The organism is Isoalcanivorax pacificus W11-5 (assembly GCF_000299335.2).
Taxonomy (GTDB): Bacteria; Pseudomonadota; Gammaproteobacteria; order Pseudomonadales; family Alcanivoracaceae; genus Isoalcanivorax; species Isoalcanivorax pacificus.
Genome location: NZ_CP004387.1, coordinates 430407 through 451325, shown reverse-complemented (window position 1 = coordinate 451325; position 20919 = coordinate 430407). Strand labels below are relative to the sequence as shown.

20 protein-coding genes are annotated in these 20919 nt (G+C 63.5%); 11 read left to right on the top strand and 9 right to left on the bottom strand.

The features are described from left to right. Window positions 1–3 precede the first annotated feature (3 nt). Window positions 4–789 carry an oxygen-binding di-iron domain-containing protein gene (locus tag S7S_RS02145; protein ID WP_008739437.1) on the top strand — a complete coding sequence of 262 codons (786 nt, stop codon included), beginning with the start codon at window positions 4–6 and terminating at the stop codon, window positions 787–789. 41 nt (window positions 790–830) lie between these two features. On the opposite strand, the gene S7S_RS02140 is transcribed toward S7S_RS02145, so the two are convergent. Beyond that, window positions 831–1475 (bottom strand): response regulator, encoded by a 645-nt coding sequence (locus tag S7S_RS02140; RefSeq protein ID WP_008739439.1) that lies wholly within the window; start codon window positions 1473–1475, stop codon window positions 831–833. 189 nt (window positions 1476–1664) lie between these two features. Between S7S_RS02140 and S7S_RS02135 the strand changes: the two genes are divergently transcribed. Continuing rightward, window positions 1665–3764, top strand: a complete 2100-nt coding sequence (locus S7S_RS02135; protein WP_008739440.1) for a sensor histidine kinase — start codon at window positions 1665–1667, stop codon at window positions 3762–3764. Between the two features lie 58 nt (window positions 3765–3822). Here S7S_RS02135 and S7S_RS18700 read toward each other — a convergent pair whose 3' ends face one another. The 3 genes from S7S_RS18700 to S7S_RS19490 all read right to left on the bottom strand — a co-directional run bounded on the left by S7S_RS18700 (window position 3823) and on the right by S7S_RS19490 (window position 6464). Further along, a complete protein-coding gene (locus S7S_RS18700) occupies window positions 3823–5367 on the bottom strand; it encodes a carboxypeptidase-like regulatory domain-containing protein (protein ID WP_144401565.1) in 1545 nt (514 codons plus the stop codon). Window positions 5368–5538: 171 nt separating this feature from the next. Beyond that, the gene (ompR, locus tag S7S_RS02125) at window positions 5539–6252 is read right to left on the bottom strand and encodes an osmolarity response regulator transcription factor OmpR (protein WP_008739442.1); all 714 of its coding nucleotides are present in this window, start codon (window positions 6250–6252) and stop codon (window positions 5539–5541) included. Next, a complete protein-coding gene (locus S7S_RS19490) occupies window positions 6249–6464 on the bottom strand; it encodes a hypothetical protein (RefSeq protein WP_008739445.1) in 216 nt (71 codons plus the stop codon). The genes ompR and S7S_RS19490 overlap by 4 nt, the downstream gene beginning before the upstream one ends. 126 nt (window positions 6465–6590) lie before the next feature. On the opposite strand from S7S_RS19490, the gene S7S_RS02115 reads away from it, so the two are divergent. The 7 genes from S7S_RS02115 (at window position 6591) to S7S_RS02085 (ending at window position 14532) form a co-directional block, all read left to right on the top strand. Next, the gene (locus S7S_RS02115) at window positions 6591–6956 is read left to right on the top strand and encodes a response regulator (RefSeq protein WP_008739447.1); all 366 of its coding nucleotides are present in this window, start codon (window positions 6591–6593) and stop codon (window positions 6954–6956) included. A gap of 198 nt (window positions 6957–7154) precedes the next feature. Beyond that, window positions 7155–9548, top strand: a complete 2394-nt coding sequence (locus tag S7S_RS02110; protein ID WP_008739449.1) for a Tex family protein — start codon at window positions 7155–7157, stop codon at window positions 9546–9548. 75 nt (window positions 9549–9623) lie between these two features. Beyond that, complete coding sequence (gshA, locus tag S7S_RS02105; RefSeq protein ID WP_008739452.1) at window positions 9624–11189, top strand: glutamate--cysteine ligase; 1566 nt, start codon at window positions 9624–9626, stop codon at window positions 11187–11189. Window positions 11190–11350: 161 nt separating this feature from the next. After that, window positions 11351–11542 (top strand): ribosome modulation factor, encoded by a 192-nt coding sequence (rmf, locus tag S7S_RS02100; RefSeq protein ID WP_008739455.1) that lies wholly within the window; start codon window positions 11351–11353, stop codon window positions 11540–11542. Window positions 11543–11843: 301 nt separating this feature from the next. Then, the gene (locus S7S_RS02095; RefSeq protein WP_008739456.1) at window positions 11844–12353 is read left to right on the top strand and encodes a disulfide bond formation protein B; all 510 of its coding nucleotides are present in this window, start codon (window positions 11844–11846) and stop codon (window positions 12351–12353) included. A 209-nt stretch (window positions 12354–12562) separates the two neighbouring features. Beyond that, window positions 12563–13060 (top strand): Rsd/AlgQ family anti-sigma factor, encoded by a 498-nt coding sequence (locus S7S_RS02090; protein WP_008739458.1) that lies wholly within the window; start codon window positions 12563–12565, stop codon window positions 13058–13060. 128 nt (window positions 13061–13188) lie between these two features. After that, a complete protein-coding gene (locus S7S_RS02085; protein ID WP_041025915.1) occupies window positions 13189–14532 on the top strand; it encodes an IS1182 family transposase in 1344 nt (447 codons plus the stop codon). Between the two features lie 223 nt (window positions 14533–14755). On the opposite strand, the gene S7S_RS02080 is transcribed toward S7S_RS02085, so the two are convergent. After that, window positions 14756–15466: a BamJ family beta-barrel-assembly machinery protein gene (locus tag S7S_RS02080; RefSeq protein ID WP_238582925.1), complete on the bottom strand. Its 711-nt coding sequence runs from the start codon at window positions 15464–15466 to the stop codon at window positions 14756–14758. Between the two features lie 354 nt (window positions 15467–15820). Between S7S_RS02080 and S7S_RS02075 the strand changes: the two genes are divergently transcribed. Continuing rightward, window positions 15821–16576 carry a ParA family protein gene (locus S7S_RS02075; RefSeq protein WP_052269195.1) on the top strand — a complete coding sequence of 252 codons (756 nt, stop codon included), beginning with the start codon at window positions 15821–15823 and terminating at the stop codon, window positions 16574–16576. Here S7S_RS02075 and S7S_RS02070 read toward each other — a convergent pair. Beyond that, window positions 16567–17037, bottom strand: a complete 471-nt coding sequence (locus tag S7S_RS02070; RefSeq protein WP_035204379.1) for a TIGR02444 family protein — start codon at window positions 17035–17037, stop codon at window positions 16567–16569. The genes S7S_RS02075 and S7S_RS02070 overlap by 10 nt on opposite strands. Before the next feature lie 103 nt (window positions 17038–17140). Here S7S_RS02070 and S7S_RS02065 point away from each other — a divergent pair, with 103 nt between their 5' ends. Then, entirely contained in the window at window positions 17141–19045 is a 1905-nt protein-coding gene (locus tag S7S_RS02065; RefSeq protein ID WP_041025913.1) for an ATP-binding cassette domain-containing protein, read from the top strand. Between the two features lie 40 nt (window positions 19046–19085). On the opposite strand, the gene elbB is transcribed toward S7S_RS02065, so the two are convergent. From elbB to greB, 3 genes are read right to left on the bottom strand one after another with little or no spacing between them, the layout of a single operon-like run. Continuing rightward, window positions 19086–19739, bottom strand: coding sequence for an isoprenoid biosynthesis glyoxalase ElbB (gene elbB, locus S7S_RS02060; RefSeq protein WP_041025912.1), 654 nt, complete (start codon window positions 19737–19739; stop codon window positions 19086–19088). Next, window positions 19736–20389, bottom strand: a complete 654-nt coding sequence (locus tag S7S_RS02055) for a DUF502 domain-containing protein (protein WP_041025911.1) — start codon at window positions 20387–20389, stop codon at window positions 19736–19738. Before S7S_RS02055 ends, elbB begins: the two co-directional genes overlap by 4 nt. Continuing rightward, a complete protein-coding gene (gene greB, locus S7S_RS02050; RefSeq protein ID WP_008736599.1) occupies window positions 20386–20910 on the bottom strand; it encodes a transcription elongation factor GreB in 525 nt (174 codons plus the stop codon). The genes S7S_RS02055 and greB overlap by 4 nt, the downstream gene beginning before the upstream one ends. Window positions 20911–20919: the final 9 nt, after the last annotated feature.

Below are 20919 nucleotides of genomic sequence, written 5' to 3'. Positions count from 1 at the left end.
GCCATGCGCCGAGATCCTATCGTGCTGTTCGACAACGGCCAGCACCGCTGCCTGTGCTTTGACAATCTGGTCAGCGGCGATGGCGTGCAGTCGAACCAGTTCCTGATTCTCGACCAGGACGAGTCGATGCTGCTCGACCCCGGCGGCGATCTCACCTATACGCCGCTGTCGCTCGCGCTTTCACGGCACATGAAGGTAGAGACACTGACCTATGTGTTCGCCTCGCACCAGGACCCGGACATCATCGCCTCACTGGACAAATGGCTGCTGCATACCCGCGCCCGCGTCATCTGTTCAAAACTCTGGGCACGCTTTCTGCCCCATCTCACCGCGCACTACCTGAGTATTCTGCGCGACATCAACACCTATGAACGGATTATCGCGCTGCCGGATGCTGGCGATCGCATCCGGCTCGGCGACAGCATGCTGTACGCCGTGCCAGCGCATTTCCTGCACTCCGTGGGTAATTTCCAGTTGTATGATCCGGTCAGCCGCATCCTGTTTTCCGGCGATATGGGCGCCTCACTGGTGGACGACGCCAGCCCGGTCACGGATTTCCAGGCCCATATTCCCCACATGCTCGGCTTCCACCGTCGCTATATGGCCAGCCAGCAGGTGACACGCCTGTGGGCAAACATGGTGCGCGAAATGGATGTGGCGATGATCGTGCCTCAGCACGGCCGCCCGCTGGCCGGCCGTGAAATGATCACGGCGTTTCTCGACTGGATCAGCGCCTTGCCCTGCGGGCTGGACCTGATGACGCAACGCGATTTCCAACTCCCCGCCTGACCCTGCCCCCCTGTTTCAGGAGGTAGACAGCCCCGCCAGAATCAACCAGGGTTCACCAGTCCGAGGTTGACGGCCTTGAGCGTCGCTTCCGCCCGGCTGTTGACCTGTAGCTTGCTGTAGATACCTTTCATGTAGCTGGCTGCGGTGTGGTGGGAAATCCCCAGTTTTTCCGCCGCATGGCGGACACTCAGCCCTTTGGCAATCAGCGTCAGCAGATCCTGCTCCCGTTGTGTGAGCGGCGCCTCCATCGGGCTCGGCGCGGGCTGGAAATGCTGCAGCACACGGCGGGCAATGGAGGAGGACAGCGGTGGACGTCCCGCAAGAATGCCGGACAGCTGGCTGGCAAATTCCTCCTCGGTGTCGTCCTTGAGCAGATAGCCGCTGGCGCCGGCACGCAGGGCACCGAACAGATGTTCGGCGTCGTCGAAAATGGTGGTGACGATGCACTGGGCTTTCGGGTTGGCCTGACGGAACGGCGCGATCAGTGACATGCCGTCGCCGTCGGGCAACCCCAGGTCCAGCAACACCAGGTCATAGCGGTGGGCCGCGATGGCCTGGCGCGCGCCGGCCAGATTGCCGGCCTCGTCGATGCGTTCCGGGTGCAACAGCGGCTGCACCTGCTCACGCAGCCACAGGGCCACGTCGGGCAGGTCTTCCACAATCAGAATGTGTTTGATCGCTGGCATCGATACGCTCCGGCGTTGATTCACGGCGTGAAGACAGCCGGGGTGCAAGCATCAGGATGCTGGCAAACCGGATGACACGAACCGCCCATTATTAGACGGCGGCGACTGGCCAGATCAACCCCTGGAAACGGGGGAGGGGCACAGGCCACACTACACCGCGGGGAATGGAACGGAGACGGGGAACGCAGCATGTGGTCACTGAAAACAAAAATTGCCGCCGGCCTGGTGCTGGTGGTGGCGTACGGCTTGCTGGCCATCGGCGTGGCGCTGTCGCTACCGGGCAGCAATGTGGTGTTCGCTACCGACGGCGATCAACTCGTCGCATCGCTGCCCGGTCACCGTACCGTGACGGTGAGTGCTTTCAGCGACGGCCAGCGGGACGTTCCGGCGACAGCACGGCTGGTGGTGGAAGAGCCGGACGTACTGCCGGACTATGCGGCTCTCAACACACTTTTCGCCACGCACCAGTGGCTGGCCGCCTCATTGGCCCAGGGCACGCTGCAACTGCGCGACACGCAGGGCGCACTGCATCCGCTTACGCCGCAGCCCCGGCACCTGACCGCGCTGCCGGGGCTGTTCTGGCTGCAACTGGTGTGCGGCCTCGCCGGCATGATGATCTGCCTGCTGGTGTGGGTGCCGGCCCAGCGCGACATCGCCCTGCATTCCTTTGCCCTGACCGGGCTCAGCTATGTGCTGTTCTCGTCCGCCGCCGCGATCTACAGCACGCGCGACCTGTTCATTCCCGGCCAATTGTTCATGTGGCTGTCCGGCCTCAACCATGTGGGCGCGCTGCTGTTCTCCGCCTCGCTGGGTGCCTTCCTGTGGAACTATCCGCGCAGGGCGCCAGCCTCCGCCTGGACGTTCGCGTTCTATGCGGCCTTTGCCGTGGCCATTGTCATCGACCAGGGGCAATGGGTCGCCACACCGGTGGCCGGTTTTCATCTTTGGGTGATGGGGATTTTCCTGCTCGGGCTGCTGGGCGCCGCCTGGCAAGGCTGGCAAACACGTGGTCACGCCAGCCACCGCGCGGCACTGCGCTGGGTGGTGCTGTCGATCGTGGCCGGCACCACCTTTTTCGCCGGCGGCATGATTCTGCCGGCCATTCTGCAGGTGGCATTGCCCGCCTCCCAGGGCCTGCTGTTCACCACCTTCCTGCTGATGTATGCCGGCATGGCGCTGGGGGTCGTCCGGCACCGCCTGTTCGATCTGGAGCGCTGGTGGTTCTCGCTGTGGGCCTGGCTGCTGGGCGGGCTGCTGGTGATGCTCACGGATCTGCTGCTGGCGATGCTGTTGTCACTGTCCGGCCCGATTACGCTGACATTGTCGATGGCGCTGGTGGGCTGGTTTTACTTTCCCGTGCGCCAGTATGTATGGGGCAAGCTGTTCCTGCGCAATCAGCCGGGCCTTGAGACATGGCTGTCCCGCGCATTGCCGGCCATGCTGACTGCCCAGCAGGCACAGCAGGACCAGTCCGGCGTGGAACAAGCGCTCAGCGCAGTGTTTCGCCCTCTGGTGCAGGAGCGATTACCCGTCCGCGCGGCCCGATGCAGCGTCCAGGACAACGGCGAGAGCCTGCACGTGCCCGACCCGGTCGGGCCACAAACCTATCTGCTCAGGCACGCCCACGAAGGCGAGCGGCTGTTCACCCGGCACGATGTGGAGATCGCCAGCCTGGTGCTGTCACTGCATGAACTGGTGAGCCAGACACGCACCGCACGGGCCGAAGGTGCCAGTGAAGAACGCAGCCGTATTCGCCGCGACATTCATGATGACCTGGGCGCCAAACTGCTGCATCTGCTGCACCACTGCGCCGACGACACCAAACCACTGGTGCGCGAGGCCATCCGCGACCTGCGCGATCTGCTGAGAAACATGGAAGGACATTCGCTGTCGCTGGAAGCAGCTGCCTCGCAATGGCACGAGGAAACGGCCCGGCGCTGTGCGGATCACACCGTGACCCTGCAGTGGCAGGAAGATCTCGCCCCTACCATGCTGACCGCCAGCCAGTTCAGCGAAATGACGCGTATTCTGCGGGAAGCAGTCAGCAATGCACTGAAGCATTCGGCCACCACCACGTTGAATGTGACACTGCATTGCGATGGCGAGCAGGTGTCGCTGCAGGTCGAGAATGACGGCCTGCCGGCCTCGTCGGAGTGCGGGCCAAGTCGCGGCCTGGACATCATGACCACCCGGGCCATGAAACTCGGCGGCCACTGCACCCATGGCGCCATCGAGGCTGGCTGGCGCGTGCAGATGCAGATTCCGCTGCTGACGCAAGGCGGAACCTGACGCCCCCGGCGGCAATACAAAGCGCCGGCCCTGCCGGCGCTTTGTCATCGCGCAAGCCTTACTGCTGCGTCGGGTTTGTCATCTCGAACAACTCGCCGCCAATGAAGCTTCTCATTTTGGTGACGGTCGGGTTCTCGATCTCGCTGATCCAGATTTCAAAGGCATTGCCGATACCCACCTCGGAGGTCGAGTCCAGGTAAATGATGAAACCCTCGCCCTCCGGGTTGGGAGTCACAAAGTCATCCAGGCCACCCCAGGCGTAGGTCTGCGGCAGCTCACCGCCGCAAAGCTGGGTCTCCCCTTCGGCCGTGACCTCCCCCGTCGCCGTAATGGTCACGCTGTTGGTGACCGCCGTTGGCGCACCGAACGGACCGTTGCAGTACACCGCAACCTCTTTGGACCAGGTGCCTGCCAGCCCCGCGAGCACGTCCGGCAGTGCTTCCCCATACGCCACGATGTTGTTACGGAACTCGATATCGATCTCGCCGCCGGCACTGCCTTCGATCATGCCGTCCGGCTGTGCAAACACCGTCATGTACTCTGAGGTACTGGTACCGTGGTTGATGAACAACTGCCCGATGAAGGGCATCAGCTGCCCGGTCAGCGCCCCCTGGATACCGCGATCGAAAATGGTGCTGCCATCGCCGCCGGTCAAAGTCATGGACCAGTCGCTTTCCGTGCCGCTGATCGTCAGCGTGCCTTCGCCATAGAGGTTGCCCTGCCCGGACGGCACGCGATAAATGGCCACCGGCCAGCTGCCACTGACGGCAGCCAGGAATTCGGCATTGGTCGAGCTGCCGGAGTAAATGCCAAAGTCCGCCAGCCCCACTGCGCCCGTTTCAACCGGTGTTTCACCGCCTTCATTGCCGCCGCTCACATCCGTCGGCAGGGAAGCCGGCGTGGTCACAAAACCGGCCAGCACGTTGTCATAGGTATCGCCCGCGTCGACGATCGCCGCCTGCAAATCTTCCAGCAACCTGTCCAGTGTGTCCTGCGCCGGTGTCGCGCTGGGCGTAAAGGCTTCGGTAAACGGCGCCAGGCTGCCCGATGGCCAGGTGGAGGGCAGCGTATAGTCCGCGGCGACCAGGGTGTCACGCAGTGTCTCGAGCGCGTCGCCCAGCGCGGCACTGACTTCCGTCCAGTTGCCCGGGGCGGCGAACCAGTCGCCGATGCTGCTGTTGCCTGCCCCGGTATTGATCGCCAGCGCCAGCGCGAGATCGGTCAGCGGCGTCAGGTTGACCGTCGCATTGCCGGCGGAGGACGCGAAAGAATGCAGCGCCGCAATACCGGCCGGCAGGTCGCCCCCTGTCGCGCGGAGGATGCAGGGGAAATTCTCGTCCGGCACCGTGATCGTATAGCTGCCGTTGGCGTTGCTGACCACGCCCGCGACACTGTCACCGGACTGACAGGTGAGGCTCACTTGCGCACCGCTGACCGGCGCGCCCACGGCCACCGCGCCGGATACCGTGGAGGTTTCCACGGGGTCTCCGTCACCGGGCGGCGGAGCACCACGGTGACTGCTGCTGTCGCCACCACAGGCGGCCAGCAGCAACCCCAGGCTGACCACCGGCATGACTCGATATAGCGGGGTCCGAATCGGCATGACTCCATCTCCAATGCAATTTGATGTGAGTCACAATGCTATGGAGCGGACAGCGGGCTCGCTCCCCATGAATGCGGGGGCCATTCCGGGCGGAGACGGATATCCGGATAAACGGCGAACGCGGACCGGCTAAAGGATCAGGCAAAAACCGATATCTGGAGACAGCGGCACTCAGTCCGGCACAAACACGTAACCCACCCCCCACACCGTCTGCACATAACGCGGTTTGGACGGATCATCTTCCAGCAGCCGGCGCAGGCGCGACACCTGCACATCGATGGAACGCTCCATGGCGCTCCACTCGCGGCCACGGGCCAGGTTCATCAGCTTGTCGCGGGTCAGCGGTTCGCGCGGGTGTTGCACCAGCGCCTTGAGCACGGCGAATTCGCCGGTGGTGAGGTTGTTCTCCTGGTCGCCGCGACGCAGGATGCGGCGCGCCAGGTCCAGCTCCCAGGGGCCGAAGGTCACGCACTGGTTATCGCGGCTTGGCGCGCCCGGCACTTCGCGCACCTGGCGGCGCAGCACGGCACGGATGCGGGCATCCAGCTCGCGCGGGTTGAACGGTTTCGGCAGGTAATCGTCGGCGCCGGCTTCCAGGCCTTCGATGCGCTCATTGTCGTCGCCCTTGGCGGTGAGCATGATGATCGGCATGGCGGTGCCGGCGGCGCGCAGCCGGCGGCAGATCGAGAGGCCGTCTTCGCCCGGCAGCATCAGGTCCAGCACCATCAGCGAATACAGCTCGCGGCCCAGCGCACGATCCATCTGCTCGGCATCGGCGACGGCCTTGATGTAGAACCCCTGTTCTTCGAGATAACGCTGCAGCAGACTGCGCAGGCGGGCGTCGTCATCGACGACGAGAATCTTGTCCTGTTGCGGCTCGGTCACGACGGCTTTTCTCCGATGCGGATCACCCTGTCGGCGCACGGCTGTTCACCCAGCCAGAGCGCGCCTCGGGCCCACGGCATCTTGTCGCCCACCGGTCGGATTTGCAACCCGGTCGGCAGCGCGAAAACGCAACAGAATGCGACTATCTGCACCGAACCGGCCAGCACGTCGGCGCCTGCCCGGGTGACCGGATTGCGCACTTTGTGCCGCAAATCATCAGGTTCCCCACTACCGGCATCCTGCTATTATGCAGCGGCGCGGAATAATAACTGACGCCGGACACCAGCCGTCCGGCCGACAGGCCAGCGGAGCGGCGAACACAAGAGGAAGGAGGCGCCATGGCGAAAATCCTGGTTGTTGACGATTCACCCACCCAACTGGCCAACATGGTCCGTATCTGTGAGGCCCAGGGCCATCAGACCGTGACCGCCACCAATGGCATGCAAGGGGTGGAACTGGCGCGCAGCGAGCGCCCGGACCTGATTCTCATGGACGTGGTCATGCCGGAACTGAACGGCTTCCAGGCCACCCGCAAGATCACCCGTGACCCGGAAACCCAGCATATTCCGGTCGTGCTGGTGACCACCAAGGATCAGGACACCGACAAGGTCTGGGGGGAACGCCAGGGGGCGGCCGGCTATATCGTCAAGCCGCCACAGGAATCCGAACTGGTGGCCAAGATCAGGGAACTGCTGGGCGCCTGACCGGCGTCCTCCCTTCATGACACGCCCCGCACGCTCAATGAGCACATGGCCCGCCGGCCATGCGGGGCCGTTGCAGCCATAGCAAAACCCTGCTGTCAATCTGTCACCCGCCGCCGTCCTCCCCTATGATTCCGGCCATCGTCGCGTGTCTGCGTTGTCCAAGCGCCCACGCCCTCATTCATCACGTCAGCGAATCCCATGTCCAGTACCCCGAACACCGCCATTCCCAGTATCGAACAGATCATCGCCAACGAGCTCGGCGTCCAGCTGCGCCAGGTCGCTTCCGCCGTCGCCCTGCTGGATGACGGCGCCACCGTGCCCTTTATCGCGCGCTACCGTAAGGAAGCCACCGACGGCCTGGACGACACCCAGCTGCGTAATCTGGAAGAGCGCCTGCGTTACCTGCGCGAGCTGGCCGAGCGCCGTGACGCGATCCTGAAAAGCATCAAAGAGCAGGACAAACTGACGCCGGAGCTGGAGGCCGCCATCCTGGCCGCCGATACCAAGACGCGCCTGGAAGACCTTTACCTGCCGTACAAGCCAAAGCGCCGCACCCGCGCCCAGATCGCCCGCGAAGCCGGTCTGGAACCGCTGGCCGATGCACTGCTGAATGATCCGACGCTGGACCCGGAGACCGAAGCCGGCAACTACCTGAACAGCGAACACAAGATCGAGACGGCCAAAGACGCCCTCGACGGCGCCAAGCAGATCCTGATGGAACGCTTCAGCGAAAACGCCGACCTGCTGACCCGCCTGCGCACCTGGCTGTGGGAGCAGGCGGAAGTGGTGTCCAGCGTCGTTGACGGCAAGGACAAAGACGGCATCAAGTTCAGCGATTATTTCGCCCATCGCGAAAAACTGTCCGGCATCCCGAGCCACCGCGCCCTGGCACTGTTCCGCGGCCGTAATGAGGGCATCCTGCACGTCAGTATGGCGCTGTCGGAAGAACAGGAAGCGGCGCAGCCGCACCCGTGCGAGGCCATGGTGGCCCAGAGCATCGACTGGCAGCACCAGGGCCGCGCCGCCGACAACTGGCTTGGCGAAACCGTGCGCTGGACCTGGAAGATCAAGCTCAACACCCACCTGGAAACCGAACTGCTCGGTCGCGTGCGCGAACTGGCCGAGGAAGAAGCCATCCAGGTCTTCGCCCGCAACCTCAACAGCCTGCTGCTGGCCCCGCCGGCCGGCGCCCGCGCCACCATGGGCCTGGACCCGGGCCTGCGCACCGGGGTGAAGGTGGTGGTGGTCGATGAAACCGGCAAACTGCTGGAGTACACCACCGTATTTCCGCACCAGCCGCGCAACCAGTGGGACCAGTCGCTCGCCACGCTGGCCGGGCTGTGCACCAAGCATCAGGTGAACCTGATCGCCATCGGCAATGGCACCGCCAGCCGTGAAACCGACAAGCTGGCCGGCGAACTGGTGAAGAAACTGGCCAGCCTGAAGATGACCAAGATCATGGTCAGCGAAGCCGGCGCGTCGGTGTATTCCGCCTCGGAACTGGCGGCACGGGAATTTCCCGACCTGGACGTGTCCTACCGTGGCGCCGTGTCCATTGCCCGCCGTCTGCAGGACCCGCTCGCCGAGCTGGTGAAGATCGATCCGAAATCCATCGGTGTGGGGCAGTACCAGCACGATGTGAGCCAGGTGAAACTGGCACGCAGCCTGGATGCTGTGGTCGAGGACTGTGTGAACGCCGTCGGCGTGGATGTGAACACGGCATCGGCCGCCTTGCTGGCGCGCATTTCCGGCCTGAACAGCACCATCGCCGGCAACATCGTCACCTACCGCGAGAAAAACGGCGCCTTCCCCAACCGCGAGGCACTGAAACAGGTACCGCGCCTGGGCGAGAAGACCTTTGAGCAGGCCGCCGGCTTCCTGCGCATCAGCACCGGCGAGCACCCGCTGGACGCCTCCAGCGTGCACCCGGAAGCCTACAGCGTGGTCGAGCGCATTGCCGCCGCGCACCAGCGCGTCCTGAAAGACCTAATCGGCGATGTCGGCTTCCTGAAAAAACTGAAAGCCGCCGACTTCACCGATGACAAGTTCGGCGTGCACACCATCAGCGATATTCTCACGGAGCTGGAAAAGCCCGGCCGCGATCCGCGCCCGGAGTTCAAGGCGGCGGAATTCATGGAAGGCGTCGAGGACATCAAGGACCTCAAGCCGGGCATGATCCTGGAAGGCGCTGTCACCAACGTGACCAACTTCGGTGCCTTCGTGGATATCGGCGTCCACCAGGACGGCCTGGTCCATGTGTCTGCGCTATCGGAGAAATTCGTCAAGGATGCTCACGAGGTCGTCAGCCCCGGTGATATCGTCAAGGTCAAAGTGCTGGAGGTGGACCTCAATCGCCGCCGCATCAGCCTGACCATGCGCCTGGACGACCGTCACGAGGAAGGCCAGCAACGCCAGGCCGGCAACGCCCCGGCGGGTGATACACGCCGCCAGCATCCACGCGCCGGCAAGGGCGGCGGTGGCGGCCAGGCAAACCGCGGTGGCGGCAAGCCGGCGGCGGGCAGCAACGGCACCTTTGCCTCGCTGTTCGCCAAGGCACAGCAGGAGCAGGATGCGAAAAAACGCAGGGGCTGATCGTTTTCTCGGCTCTTGTCCGCAGCGGGCATGCTACAGGCGTGCTCGCCCAGACCAGATGATGGACGCTATCGGATGACCGATCTGCTCACCACGCGCCTCCTGGCGCTGAACAAGGCCGATGCCGCCGGCACCCTGTCCGGCATGCGCCGGGGTATCGAAAAGGAAAGCCTGCGCATCACCCCGCAGGGCCTGCTCGCCCAGAGTCTGCATCCGGCCAGCCTGGGGTCGGCCCTGACACATCCGTATCTGACCACCGACTATTCCGAAGCGCTGCTGGAATTCATCACCCCGGCCAGTGACCGGCTGAGCGCACCACTGGAATTCCTCGATCAGTTGCACCGATATGTGTACCCGCAACTGGGCGACGAAATGCTGTGGGTCAACTCCATGCCCTGCGCCATGGGCGAGGACAAGGACATTCCGCTCGCCGAGTACGGCAGCTCCAACGTCGGCCAGATGAAGCATGTCTACCGGCGCGGCCTGGGCTACCGCTATGGCCGCCGCATGCAGACCATCGCCGGCATCCATTACAACCTCTCGTTCCCGGACACCTTCTGGCGCCTGTATCAGCAGGGTGAACAGGACACGCAGCCCCTGCAGACGTTCATCTCCGAACGCTACATGGACCTGACGCGCAACTTCCAGCGCTATTCCTGGCTGCTGATCTATCTGTTCGGAGCCTCCCCGGCGGTGTGCAGCTCCTTCCTGTCCGGTCGCGAGCATACGCTGGCGGAAATGTTCCGCGGTACGCTGGCACAACCCTTCGCCACCTCGCTGCGCATGAGCGACCTGGGCTACCAGAACAACGCCCAGTCAAGCCTGCACATCAGCTATAACAACCTCGACGAGTATGTGCGCACGCTGACCGAGGCGATCAAGACTGAAGAACCCGCCTATCGCGACATCGGCGTGCTGGTGGACGGCGAATACCGCCAGCTCAACGCCAACATCCTGCAGATCGAGAACGAGTACTACTCGTCAGTCCGCCCCAAGCGCACCATCCACAAGGGCGAGCGCCCGACCCAGGCGCTCGCGCGCCGGGGGGTCGAATATGTGGAGATGCGCGCACTGGACCTGAACCCGTTCGAACCGCTGGGCATCAACCAGACACAGCTGCGGTTTCTCGATATCTTCGCCACTTATTGCCTGCTGCGGGAGTCACCCCACCTGGAAGCGCGGGACCTGCTGGCAAGCAAGAACAATATCCAGCAGGTGGTCTACAACGGCCGCAACACCGGCATACGGCTGTGCAACTGGGGCAGCCGTGTCACGCTGCGCGAATGGGCCAGCAAGAAGCTCGACCAGATGCGGCCGATCGCCGAACTGTTCGACCACACCCACGGCGGGCATCGCTACACCGAAGCACTGGCCATGCAGCAGGAAAAGGTCGATCACCCCGAGATCACCCCTTCCGCCCGGGTGATGGAAACGCTGTCCGGGCGCGGCCAGAGCTTTTTCGAGTTCGCCATTGAACAGGCCCAGACGCACCGGGATCATTTCCTGTCGCGCCCCCTGGACGACGCCACCCGCGAGCGTTTTGCCCAGCTCGCGCAAAGCAGCCTGCAGGAACAGCGCGACTGCGAAGCCGCGCCGGAAAAGCCGTTCGCCGACTATCTCGCCGATTATTTTCGCGACTGACGACTGCCACCTGGCAGCAGTGTGACGCCATCCGGCGGCACACGCCGCCAGGTGTGGCGCAGCGCACACTCCCGTGCCAGAATCTGTGCCAGCCTTGTCAGGATGATCAGGCCGTGATGCCGGCGCACCTTACGCCGGCCACCATCGCACGGAGATGCGGAATGCGAGACACACCCGATACCCGGGATGCCTGCAAGAAAGCCTACGACCGTGGCTGCATGTGGGGCATGAGCGGTCGTGACGACAGCCAGTGCCCGTACCAGGAGGACATCCTCATGGACTGGTGGCATGCCGGCTGGCGCGAAGGCTATGAGGCTTTTCTGAAACGGCATCCGGAGCAGCAGACCGGCTGAACCGGTGCCCGCCGTACCCATCCGGGGTTGCATGCCCGCATGCGACACGGTACACCTTCCCCTTCTGTTTTTTTGCTCACCCGGTGAAGCCTCGCCATCGGTTTGATATCGCGCGATCAGCCGTGCCGCTTGATCATGCCGCTTTCCGGCATGCCGGCGCCGACCTGCGGAACCGGAGCACTCCATACGGGTCCATGAGCAGAGCCGGTCAGCATCGGCAGGGTTTGCACCAAGGGGGAAACGCAGCGCCAGCACGGGCGGCCATTTCCAAACCAGAACCGTCAGCGAAACGGACAACCGCATGTCTCAGATCACTTCACGCCTGCTGTCACCGCGCGGCATCAATCTGCTCGGCTTTCTTGCCTGTGTGGCGGCCATGGCCGCTGCCCTGTACCTGCAACACGCCGAAGACCTCGAACCGTGCCCGCTGTGCGTGTTCCAGCGCGTCGCGGTCATCGGCGCCGGGCTGTTCTTCCTGCTCGCCGCACTGCACAACCCCGGCGCCACCGGCCAGCGCCTCTACAACGTGCTGGCGGCCCTCTCCGCCATCGGCGGCGCCATTGTGGCGGGCCGTCATATCTGGCTGCAGAACCTGCCGGCCGACGAAGTGCCGGCCTGCGGCCCGGGCCTGGATTACATGATCGACGTGTTCCCGATGCAGGAGATGCTGCGCATGGTGTTCAGCGGCTCGGGCGAGTGCGCCGAGATCGACTGGACCTTCCTCGGCATTACCATCCCGCAACTGGCGATGATCACCTTCGCCGGCCTGCTGGTGCTGGCACTGTTCCAGATCCTCCGCCGTTATCGCTAATGCGCCACTAACCGCAAAGCCGCGCCAGCGCTGGCTTTGCGGGTGGCCGGGATAACAGCCCGCCTGCTTATGAAAAATCGGTCTGGATGTAACCGCCTGAGCCGGCAGCCGTTTCGACAAATCACCCCTGCGGCCAATTGCCCTGCCACGAGCGCCTGATCTAGCCTCGAACTCCCCTGACACAGACAAACGCCCACGGAGGGACGACCATGGCACGGCCATCCCCTGCGACACCCACCCTGCCCCAGTGGCAGCGCACCGAAACCCTGGTGCAAACCTGGCTCAAGGAACGCCAGCAATTGCTGGCTCTGCTGTGTGCCCTGCCGGACATGAACGACGCCAACGTCGAGGACAACCCGGCCCTGCACACGCACATCCAGAGCCTGTGCCAGACGTTGATGGACTACATCAGCGCCGGCTATTTCGAGATCTACCGTGAACTGGCCGTGGAGGCACGCAGCCTGAAACGGGACAACCCCGGCTGGCTGCAGGAGATGCTGCACCGGCTGGAGGATTCCACCGACGCCGCGCTGGCCTTCAATGAGCATTACGACCAGGCCGCGCGCCGGCAGTGCTCACTCACGGAACTGCCGGAGAAAATGGCCAGCCTGCTGGAGAAACTCGAAGAGCGCTTCATGCTGGAAGACCAGCTGATCATCAGCTTCCACCTGCAGGGCAGCCAGCCCGTCAGGCCCGTCACGCACTGAAACCGGCACAGGCGCTTCTCCCGCGGGTGCATGACGTGCCACAAACAGAAAAGGCGCCAGTATCGGCGCCTTTCAGACTGCTGACAAAGCCCTCGCCCTCGTGGTGAGGGCTTTTCTATAATCGGGGCATGCTAAAAGACCGCGCTCCGACCCAATCCACACTCGAGTTCGTCTGTATTGATGAACTTGTCCCGCCGGACCACCTGCTTCGCAAGGTGGATAAACACATCGACTTCAGCTTTATCCATGATCGGGTGAAGGCGTTGTACTGTGCTGACAACGGTCGGCCAGCACTGGATCCGACCCTGATGTTCAAGCTGCTGTTGCTGGGTTACCTGTTCGGTGTTCGCAGTGAACGTCAGTTGATCCGGGAAGTGCAGGTGAACGTCGCCTACCGGTGGTTTCTGGGGCTGACGCTAACGGACAAGGTGCCGGATGCCAGCACCCTGAGCCAGAACCGTCGGCGTCGGTTCAACGACTCGGATATCTATCAGCAGATATTTGACGAGATTGTGTTGCAGGCGATGCGCCGCAAACTGGTGTCCGGGGAGGTGTTGTACACGGATTCTACTCACCTCAAGGCCAATGCCAACAAGGGCAAGTGGACCAAGGCTCGGGTTGAACCCCTGCGGCAGGCGTATCTGGATGACCTGGATCGGGCAGTGGAGGAGGACCGGTTAGCTCACGGAAAAAAGCCCTTGCGGCCGGCGTCCAGGCCGGCAGCGGCTCGGGAGATCAAGCAGAGCACGACGGACCCTGAGAGTGGTTACATGACCCGGGACAACAAGCCCCAAGGGTTCTTCTATCTGGATCACCGTACTGTGGACAGCAAGGCCAACATCATCACCGATGTGCACGTCAGTGCGGGCAATGTACACGATGCCGTGCCCTACATGGCCCGCCTGAGACGGCAGAAAGAGCGCTTCGGGTTCGACGTCACTCATGTCGGGCTGGATGCCGGTTACCACACCACCGCGATCAGCAAGGGACTGGAGGACGAGCAGATCAAAGCCGTCTTTGGCTACCGTCGCCCCACGCACCGGAAGGGATACCTCTACAAGCGGGAATTCCACTACCAACCCGACACCGACAGCTACCGGTGCCCGCAAGGGCAGGACTTGCCCTATAAAACCACCAGCCGTACAGGCTACCGGCACTACCAGTCAGACCCGGCGATCTGCCAGGCATGTCCGCTGCTCTCCCGCTGCACCCAACACGCCAAACACATCAAGATCATCACCCGCCATGTCTGGGAAGACAGCCGGGAACGCCAGGATGCTCACCGCCTGACGGAATGGGGCAAGGCGATCTACCAACGCCGAAAAGAAACGGTGGAGCGCAGCTTCGCCGACGCCAAGGAGCTGCATCAATACCGCTATGCCCGCTACCGTGGCCGGGACAAGGTGCAGGCGCAGTGTCTGCTGACGGCGGCGGCTCAGAACATCAAGAAAATCGCCTTGCTGGCAGGGTAAGAAGCCCTCTGGCCCTCTCTCCGGCGCTATGCCAGCCTCCCTCGCTTCCGCAACGCCCTTTGGCCCTCTGAATCAAGCCATGTCGCCGACTATCCCACCCAGCGAAAATGACCTGCCGAACGTCACACATCCCAACTGCAGAAATGAAAAACCCCGGATAACCGGGGTTTGTCAGCGATCTGAAAGGCGCCAGTATCGGCGCCTTTTCTGTTTTCAGCCCGGCTTAGTTGCCCGGCTTCACTTCCAGCAGTTCCACTTCGAACACCAGCGTGGAGTTCGGGCCGATCTTCTGGCCAGCGCCCTGCTCGCCGTAGGCCAGCTCGGGCGGAATCACGATGCGCCACTTGTCGCCCACGTTCATCAGCTGCAGCGCTTCCTGCCAGCCCTGGATCACCTGGCCCAGCGGGAAGCTGGCCGGCTCGCCACGGTCAACGGAGCTGTCGAACACGGTGCCATCGACCAGGGTGCCATGATAGTGAGCCACTACCACGTCATTGAGCGTCGGCTTCTGATCGCTCTCGCCTTCGGTAAGCACTTCGTACTGCAGGCCGCTGTCGAGGGTGGTCACACCTTCTTTGGCGCCATTTTCCTCGCGGAATTTCTTGCCGGTTTCAGCGTTGTCGCTGGCCGCTTTCTCGCGTTGCGCTTCACGCTCGGCGATCTTCTGCTGCTGGTAGTCGGCAATCGCCTGATCCATCTGCTCGGATTCCAGCGGCAGGCCTTCTTTCTCGCCCAGCGCACCGGCGCGCAGGCCGGCCAGGAACACGTCCACATCCAGATCATCGGTGTTGCCGTACATCTGCTCACCGGTACGGTAACCGATGGCATAGGATGCCTTCTGCACATCAGACTCGACCTTGACGTCGCCACCCTTTTCCTGGCCACAGGCCGCCAGTGCTGACACAGCAAGCACCAATGCTAACTTTTTCATCATGCCTCCAGATTGCATTCAATTTGTTGTCGCGCCGCCCCCGAAAACGGAGCTTTCCCACGTCGGTTGATATCGCAGGCCCACTCATCAGCAGCGTCGATATCGCGCCAGCGCCACAGTGTGCGGGCGGCTTGCGCCCGCTGCAACCGGGATTGACACGGCCCGGCAGGGTCATCACTGCGCTGACTGGCGCCCGGGCCCCAACCCGATTGCCGGAGCATACGGCCCTGAAACCGGCCTGTCATCACACCGGCGCACAGTGCCAACGGCCCGACGCAGGGCTTGCGGTGTGACAACAGCCCTGCGATATAGTGCAATAACACTTCATAACAAAACCTTGGGGGCGGCGGAGGGGTCATGCGACGCGCAGCCGACGTACGCGAGACGACTTCACCAGCCCGTGCCATCGGTGGCGGCGGGCCGCCGCGCTTTGTCGTGCTGGTCGCCAATGCCAAGGGCGGTTGTGGCAAGACCACACTGGCCACCAACCTGGCCAGTTATCTGGCCGCGCAAGGGCAGACCGTGTCGCTGCTGGACCTGGATCCACTGCAGTCCTCGGCAAGCTGGGTTCGCCGGCGCGAACAACTGGGGCGCCACGATATCCATGGCCTGAGCCTGAAACTGGATGCCTACACCACCTATGGCCGCCTCACGGAAGTCGTCAACCAGGCCCATGGCTACCTGATTATCGACTCCCCCGGCGGCCTCGACGGGCCCCTGCTGGACCATGTGCTGCGCGTGGCCCAGGTGGTGCTGGTGCCGGTACTGCCCAGCCCGATCGACATTCGTGCCGCCACCCGCTTCCTGCAGGCGGTGATGCTTTCCCCCTGCTATCGCCGCCGGCCACGGCGGCTGGCCGTGGTCGCCAATCGCACTCGCGCACGCACCAGAATGTACGAGCAGCTGCGGCAATTCCTGACCAGCCTGAAAATCCCCTATCTGGCGACCCTGCGCGACACGCAGCTTTACACACAGGCCGCCGGCGAAGGCGGCGGCATCATCGACATGCCGGTACAGCGTGCCGCTGAGGACATCCAGCATTGGCGCCGTATCGCCGAGTGGCTGGAAGTACAGCGCCATCTGCTGCGCGCGTTACCCGGCTTTCACGGCTGAGCGGCACCCAGCAACGCATCCACCGCGCGGGTCAGATTCTCGCAGCCCGCCATTTCCGGTATCACCAGCAGCAACCAGCCGTGCGCCGGCAGCGGTTGCGCTGCACGCGGCAACGGGCGCGCCGCCACACGGGTTTCCAGCGCGCTGACCAGCAAGCGTTCCGCTTCCAGCTCGGCATCCTGCAAGGCGCGTTTCCAGTCGGCCCAGTCCGCGCGCGTGCCGGCCTGGCGGCGCAACCGGCGCAGCGGCGCGATCCGCTCGCGCTCCCACTCTTCCGCGATATCACGCAGCGCGGCGGCCAGCGCCGCATCCGGCGTCACACCCCGGCCTGCCAGCCACAACGCCGCCAGCAGCAGGCACACAGGCAGGCTGTGCTGGTCCTGCAACAACAGCGCAGCGTGTTCCACGCCGGGTCGCTTCCATAATGTCAGTGCGTACTGCCAGAGCGACGGTTCTGTCATTCACCTTTCCTCCCCTGCCCGCCGGCATCATGCCACGGCCTGCATTGCTGACGACACCCGGCCTGTCTACACTGCAACCCCTTTTCGACAAACCCCTGCTGCCATGTTGCGCCTGGAACATCTCGACCTGCGGCGCGGCCCGGATGTACTGATCCGGGACGCCGACCTGACCCTGCACGGCGGCTGGAAGATCGGCCTGACCGGCCGCAATGGCTGCGGCAAGAGCTCGCTGCTGAACCTGCTGGCCGGCCAGCTGGAAGCGGATCGCGGTCACTACCAGCGCCCGGCGGACTGGCGCATCGCCACCATGGCGCAGGAAGTCCCGGCGCTGCCGCAAGCAGCAATTGAGTATGTGCTCGACGGCCATCCGCAACTGCGCACCTTCGAACAGTCACTGGCCGACGCCGAAGCCCGCGAAGACGGCGAGGCCATCGCCCGCGCCCACGCGCAACTGGAAAGCATCAACGCCTGGGCACTGCCGGCGCAGGCCGCCACCGTACTGGCCGGCCTGGGCTTTGCCGAGCCGGTCCAGCGCCAGCCGGTGGCCAGCTTCTCCGGTGGCTGGCGCATGCGCCTGAACCTGGCGCGGGTACTGCTTTCCGATGCCGATCTGTTGCTGCTCGACGAGCCAACCAACCATCTGGATCTGGATGCAGTGCTGTGGCTGCAGGACTATCTCTCGCAGTTTCGCGGCACCATGCTGCTGATCTCCCACGACCGGGATTTCCTGGATGCCGTGGTGGGTCACATCCTGCATATCGAGCAGCAGCAACTGACACTCTATACCGGCAACTACAGCGGCTTTGAACGCCTGCGCGCCGAGCATCTGGCCCGGCAGGAAAGCGAGTACCGCAAGCAGACCGCGCAGGCCGAGCACCTGAAGAAATTCATCGCCCGCTTCAAGGCCAAGGCGAGCAAGGCACGGCAGGCCCAGAGCCGGGTCAAGGCTCTGGAAAAGCTGGAACTGATCGCGCCGGCGCATATCGCCGATGGCTTCCGGTTTACCTTCCCGGAACCGGTCAAATTGCCCAACCCGATGCTGGACCTGGAACAGGTGCAGTGCGGTTATCGCGACCAGGGCGAGACAGTGATTCTCAGCGAGGTCACGCTGAACATTCGCCCGGAAAGCCGCCTCGGTCTGCTCGGCCCGAACGGCGCCGGCAAATCGACGCTGATCAAGACGCTGGCGGGCCATCTCGCGCCGCTGGGCGGCCGCTACACCATCGGTCCGGAGCTGGTGATCGGTTATTTCCACCAGCAACAGGTGGACGCACTGCCCCAGGATGACCACCCGATCTCATTGATGCAGGCCGCGCAACCGAAGTGGGAAGAAAGCCGGGTACGCAGTGAACTGGGCCGGTTCGGTTTTCATGGTGACGACGTGTTCTCACCGGTAAAGCGTTTTTCCGGTGGCGAAAAGTCGCGCCTGGCACTGGCCCTGCTGGTACAACAGAAACCGGCACTGTTGCTGCTCGACGAACCGGCCAACCACCTCGACCTGGACATGCGCGAAGCGCTGACGCTGGCGTTGCAGGCGTTCGAAGGCGCCGTGGTACTGGTGTCGCACGACCGGCACCTGCTGGAAACCACCGTGGACGAACTGGTGCTGGTCGCCGGCGGCCGCGTCACTCCCTTCGACGGCGATCTGAACGACTATGCGCGCTGGTTGCGCGAGAATCAGAAAGCGGCGCAAAAACCGGCCGTTTCAACCGCACCGAAACAGGACGCCAGGGCCAAGCGCCAGGAAGCCGCCCAGCGCCGCACCGCCCTGCGGCCGCTACGGCAGGCTGTGGAGAAACTGGAAAAGCAACTGGCCGGCTGCGAAACCAAGCTGGCCGATATTGAACAGGCCCTGGCGGATGAAACCCTGTATCAACCGGACAACAAGCAGCGCCTGACCACGCTGCTGGCAGAGCAGGGCGCCTTGCGGCAACAGCAGGAACAGATCGAGGAAAGCATGCTGCTGGCCATGGAAGAGCTGGAGCAGGCCGAGCAGGCGCTGGAGTGAGATTGACAGGGCGCCGAAGGCTTAAAGCGTCCGGTCCCTGTTACCCCGCCATCGCCACCACTTTCGCCACCAGCTTCTCGATCCCGGCCGCAGCCTCACGGATGCGGCCGGCTTCCATGTAGGCCGGCGTGGTCACGACCTTGCGTTCTTCATCCACGACACACTCATCCACCGGGCATGGCACGTGCTTGCCGCCCATGCTTTCGATGGCTGCGGCCACGTCTTCGTTACTGCCGATGGTGCAGGCCACGCCTTCACCGAACAGCTGTGCCGCCATGGTCGGTGCAATGCAGATCAGCCCCACCGGTTTGCCGGCCCGGTGCACTGCGCGCGCGAAATCACGTACCTCGGCATTGATCTGCATATCGGCGCCCTTGAAGGCGAAGTCACACAGATTTTTGGCCACCCCGAAACCGCCGGGCACGATCAACGCGTCGTAGTCACTGGCATCGGCCACTTTCAGATCGATGATCTCGCCACGCGCCAGGCGTGCGGCTTCCACCAGCACGTTGCGTTTCTCACCGGGCATCTGTTCCCCGGTGATATGGTTGATCACATGGGCCTGGGCGATATTCGGCGCCATGCACTGATAGCGGACGTCGGCACGGTCCAGCGCAAGCAGTGTCAGGGTCGTCTCGTAGATTTCAGAACCGTCGAACACGCCGCTGCCGGCGAGCAAAACTGCGATTTTCATCTTTCCTCCACGGGCGCTGCCGCCGGGGCTGTGCCGCCCGGAAACAGGCGATTGCTGCCAGCCCCGCAGGCCACCACCACCTTCATCATCTGTTCAACCTTGATATCGGGACACAGTGTTACCACACTCATGCTGACAATATAAATAAACCCGGTGGTCGGATTCGGCCCGGTCGGCACGAACACACTCACATTGCCGTCGCTGAAACGCGACGTGATCAACCCGAGCACGGACACGTCAATGTCACGGCCATACAGCCAGATGCGCGCCACCTCGCCTCGTGCAAAGGGTGAATCCTCACTGTTACCGAGTAATTGCGCGACCACTTCGCGCACCGCACGGTAGCCGGGCAGGCGCGCCATCACGCCGTCCTCAGTGCGCTGCCAGAGCCAGCCGCCCAGGCGGGTGGTGACCAGGTTGCCGAGCAGGAAGCAGAAGGTTACCAGCACCACGATACCGATCAGGTCGGCCGCGTACTGCGGCCAGCCCCAGCTGCGAATGAACAGCGTCGCCACCGGCGAGGTGATGTCGGTGACGATGCCGTAGATCCAGCGGAAGAAAAACCCGATGACCGCCAGTGGCAGCAGGATCACCAGACCGCCCACCAGCGACTTGCGGATAAAACTCATGGCGCGTCGCCCCGAACTCATGTCATGTCTCCGTCGGCAGGTGCCGTGTACGCAATGGCGTTGATAATGTACTCGTGCTCGCCCGCCGGGGAGCGCACCATCACCTCATCGTCTGCGCGCTTGCCCAGCAAAGCACGTGCCATGGGCGAATCCACACTGATCCAGCCGCGCGCGGCATCGGTTTCGTCCGGGCCGACAATACGGTAACACCGCATGCCGCCGGTCTCGGCGTCTTCCAGCGTGACCCAGGCACCAAAAAACACGCGCGTGGGATCATCCGGCAGGCGGTCGACCACCACCATGTCATCCAGCCGCCGCGACAGGAAGCGAATGCGGCTGTCGATCTCGCGCAGCATCTTCTTGCCATAAATGTACTCGGCGTTTTCCGAGCGGTCGCCCTGGGCCGCCGCTTCCTGCACCGCCTGGGTCACTTCCGGGCGACGCACTTTCCACAGGTGTTGCAGCTCATCGTTGAGCACCCGGTAACCGTCCGGGGTGATGTATTTGGATGCCGGTTTTGACGGCGGACGCCAGCGCCCCATAGATCACCT

What these genes read in the sequence shown, in the direction of transcription:
- S7S_RS02145 (WP_008739437.1), top strand. Translation starts at nt 4, where the DNA reads ATGCGCCGAGATCCTATCGTGCTGTTCGACAACGGCCAGCACCGCTGC.
- S7S_RS02140 (WP_008739439.1), bottom strand. Translation starts at nt 1,475, where the DNA reads ATGCCAGCGATCAAACACATTCTGATTGTGGAAGACCTGCCCGACGTG.
- S7S_RS02135 (WP_008739440.1), top strand. Translation starts at nt 1,665, where the DNA reads ATGTGGTCACTGAAAACAAAAATTGCCGCCGGCCTGGTGCTGGTGGTG.
- S7S_RS18700 (WP_144401565.1), bottom strand. Translation starts at nt 5,367, where the DNA reads ATGCCGATTCGGACCCCGCTATATCGAGTCATGCCGGTGGTCAGCCTG.
- S7S_RS02115 (WP_008739447.1), top strand. Translation starts at nt 6,591, where the DNA reads ATGGCGAAAATCCTGGTTGTTGACGATTCACCCACCCAACTGGCCAAC.
- S7S_RS02110 (WP_008739449.1), top strand. Translation starts at nt 7,155, where the DNA reads ATGTCCAGTACCCCGAACACCGCCATTCCCAGTATCGAACAGATCATC.
- gshA (WP_008739452.1), top strand. Translation starts at nt 9,624, where the DNA reads ATGACCGATCTGCTCACCACGCGCCTCCTGGCGCTGAACAAGGCCGAT.
- rmf (WP_008739455.1), top strand. Translation starts at nt 11,351, where the DNA reads ATGCGAGACACACCCGATACCCGGGATGCCTGCAAGAAAGCCTACGAC.
- S7S_RS02095 (WP_008739456.1), top strand. Translation starts at nt 11,844, where the DNA reads ATGTCTCAGATCACTTCACGCCTGCTGTCACCGCGCGGCATCAATCTG.
- S7S_RS02090 (WP_008739458.1), top strand. Translation starts at nt 12,563, where the DNA reads ATGGCACGGCCATCCCCTGCGACACCCACCCTGCCCCAGTGGCAGCGC.
- S7S_RS02085 (WP_041025915.1), top strand. Translation starts at nt 13,189, where the DNA reads ATGCTAAAAGACCGCGCTCCGACCCAATCCACACTCGAGTTCGTCTGT.
- S7S_RS02080 (WP_238582925.1), bottom strand. Translation starts at nt 15,466, where the DNA reads ATGATGAAAAAGTTAGCATTGGTGCTTGCTGTGTCAGCACTGGCGGCC.
- S7S_RS02075 (WP_052269195.1), top strand. Translation starts at nt 15,821, where the DNA reads ATGCGACGCGCAGCCGACGTACGCGAGACGACTTCACCAGCCCGTGCC.
- S7S_RS02070 (WP_035204379.1), bottom strand. Translation starts at nt 17,037, where the DNA reads ATGACAGAACCGTCGCTCTGGCAGTACGCACTGACATTATGGAAGCGA.
- S7S_RS02065 (WP_041025913.1), top strand. Translation starts at nt 17,141, where the DNA reads ATGTTGCGCCTGGAACATCTCGACCTGCGGCGCGGCCCGGATGTACTG.
- elbB (WP_041025912.1), bottom strand. Translation starts at nt 19,739, where the DNA reads ATGAAAATCGCAGTTTTGCTCGCCGGCAGCGGCGTGTTCGACGGTTCT.
- S7S_RS02055 (WP_041025911.1), bottom strand. Translation starts at nt 20,389, where the DNA reads ATGAGTTCGGGGCGACGCGCCATGAGTTTTATCCGCAAGTCGCTGGTG.
- greB (WP_008736599.1), bottom strand. Translation starts at nt 20,910, where the DNA reads ATGGGGCGCTGGCGTCCGCCGTCAAAACCGGCATCCAAATACATCACC.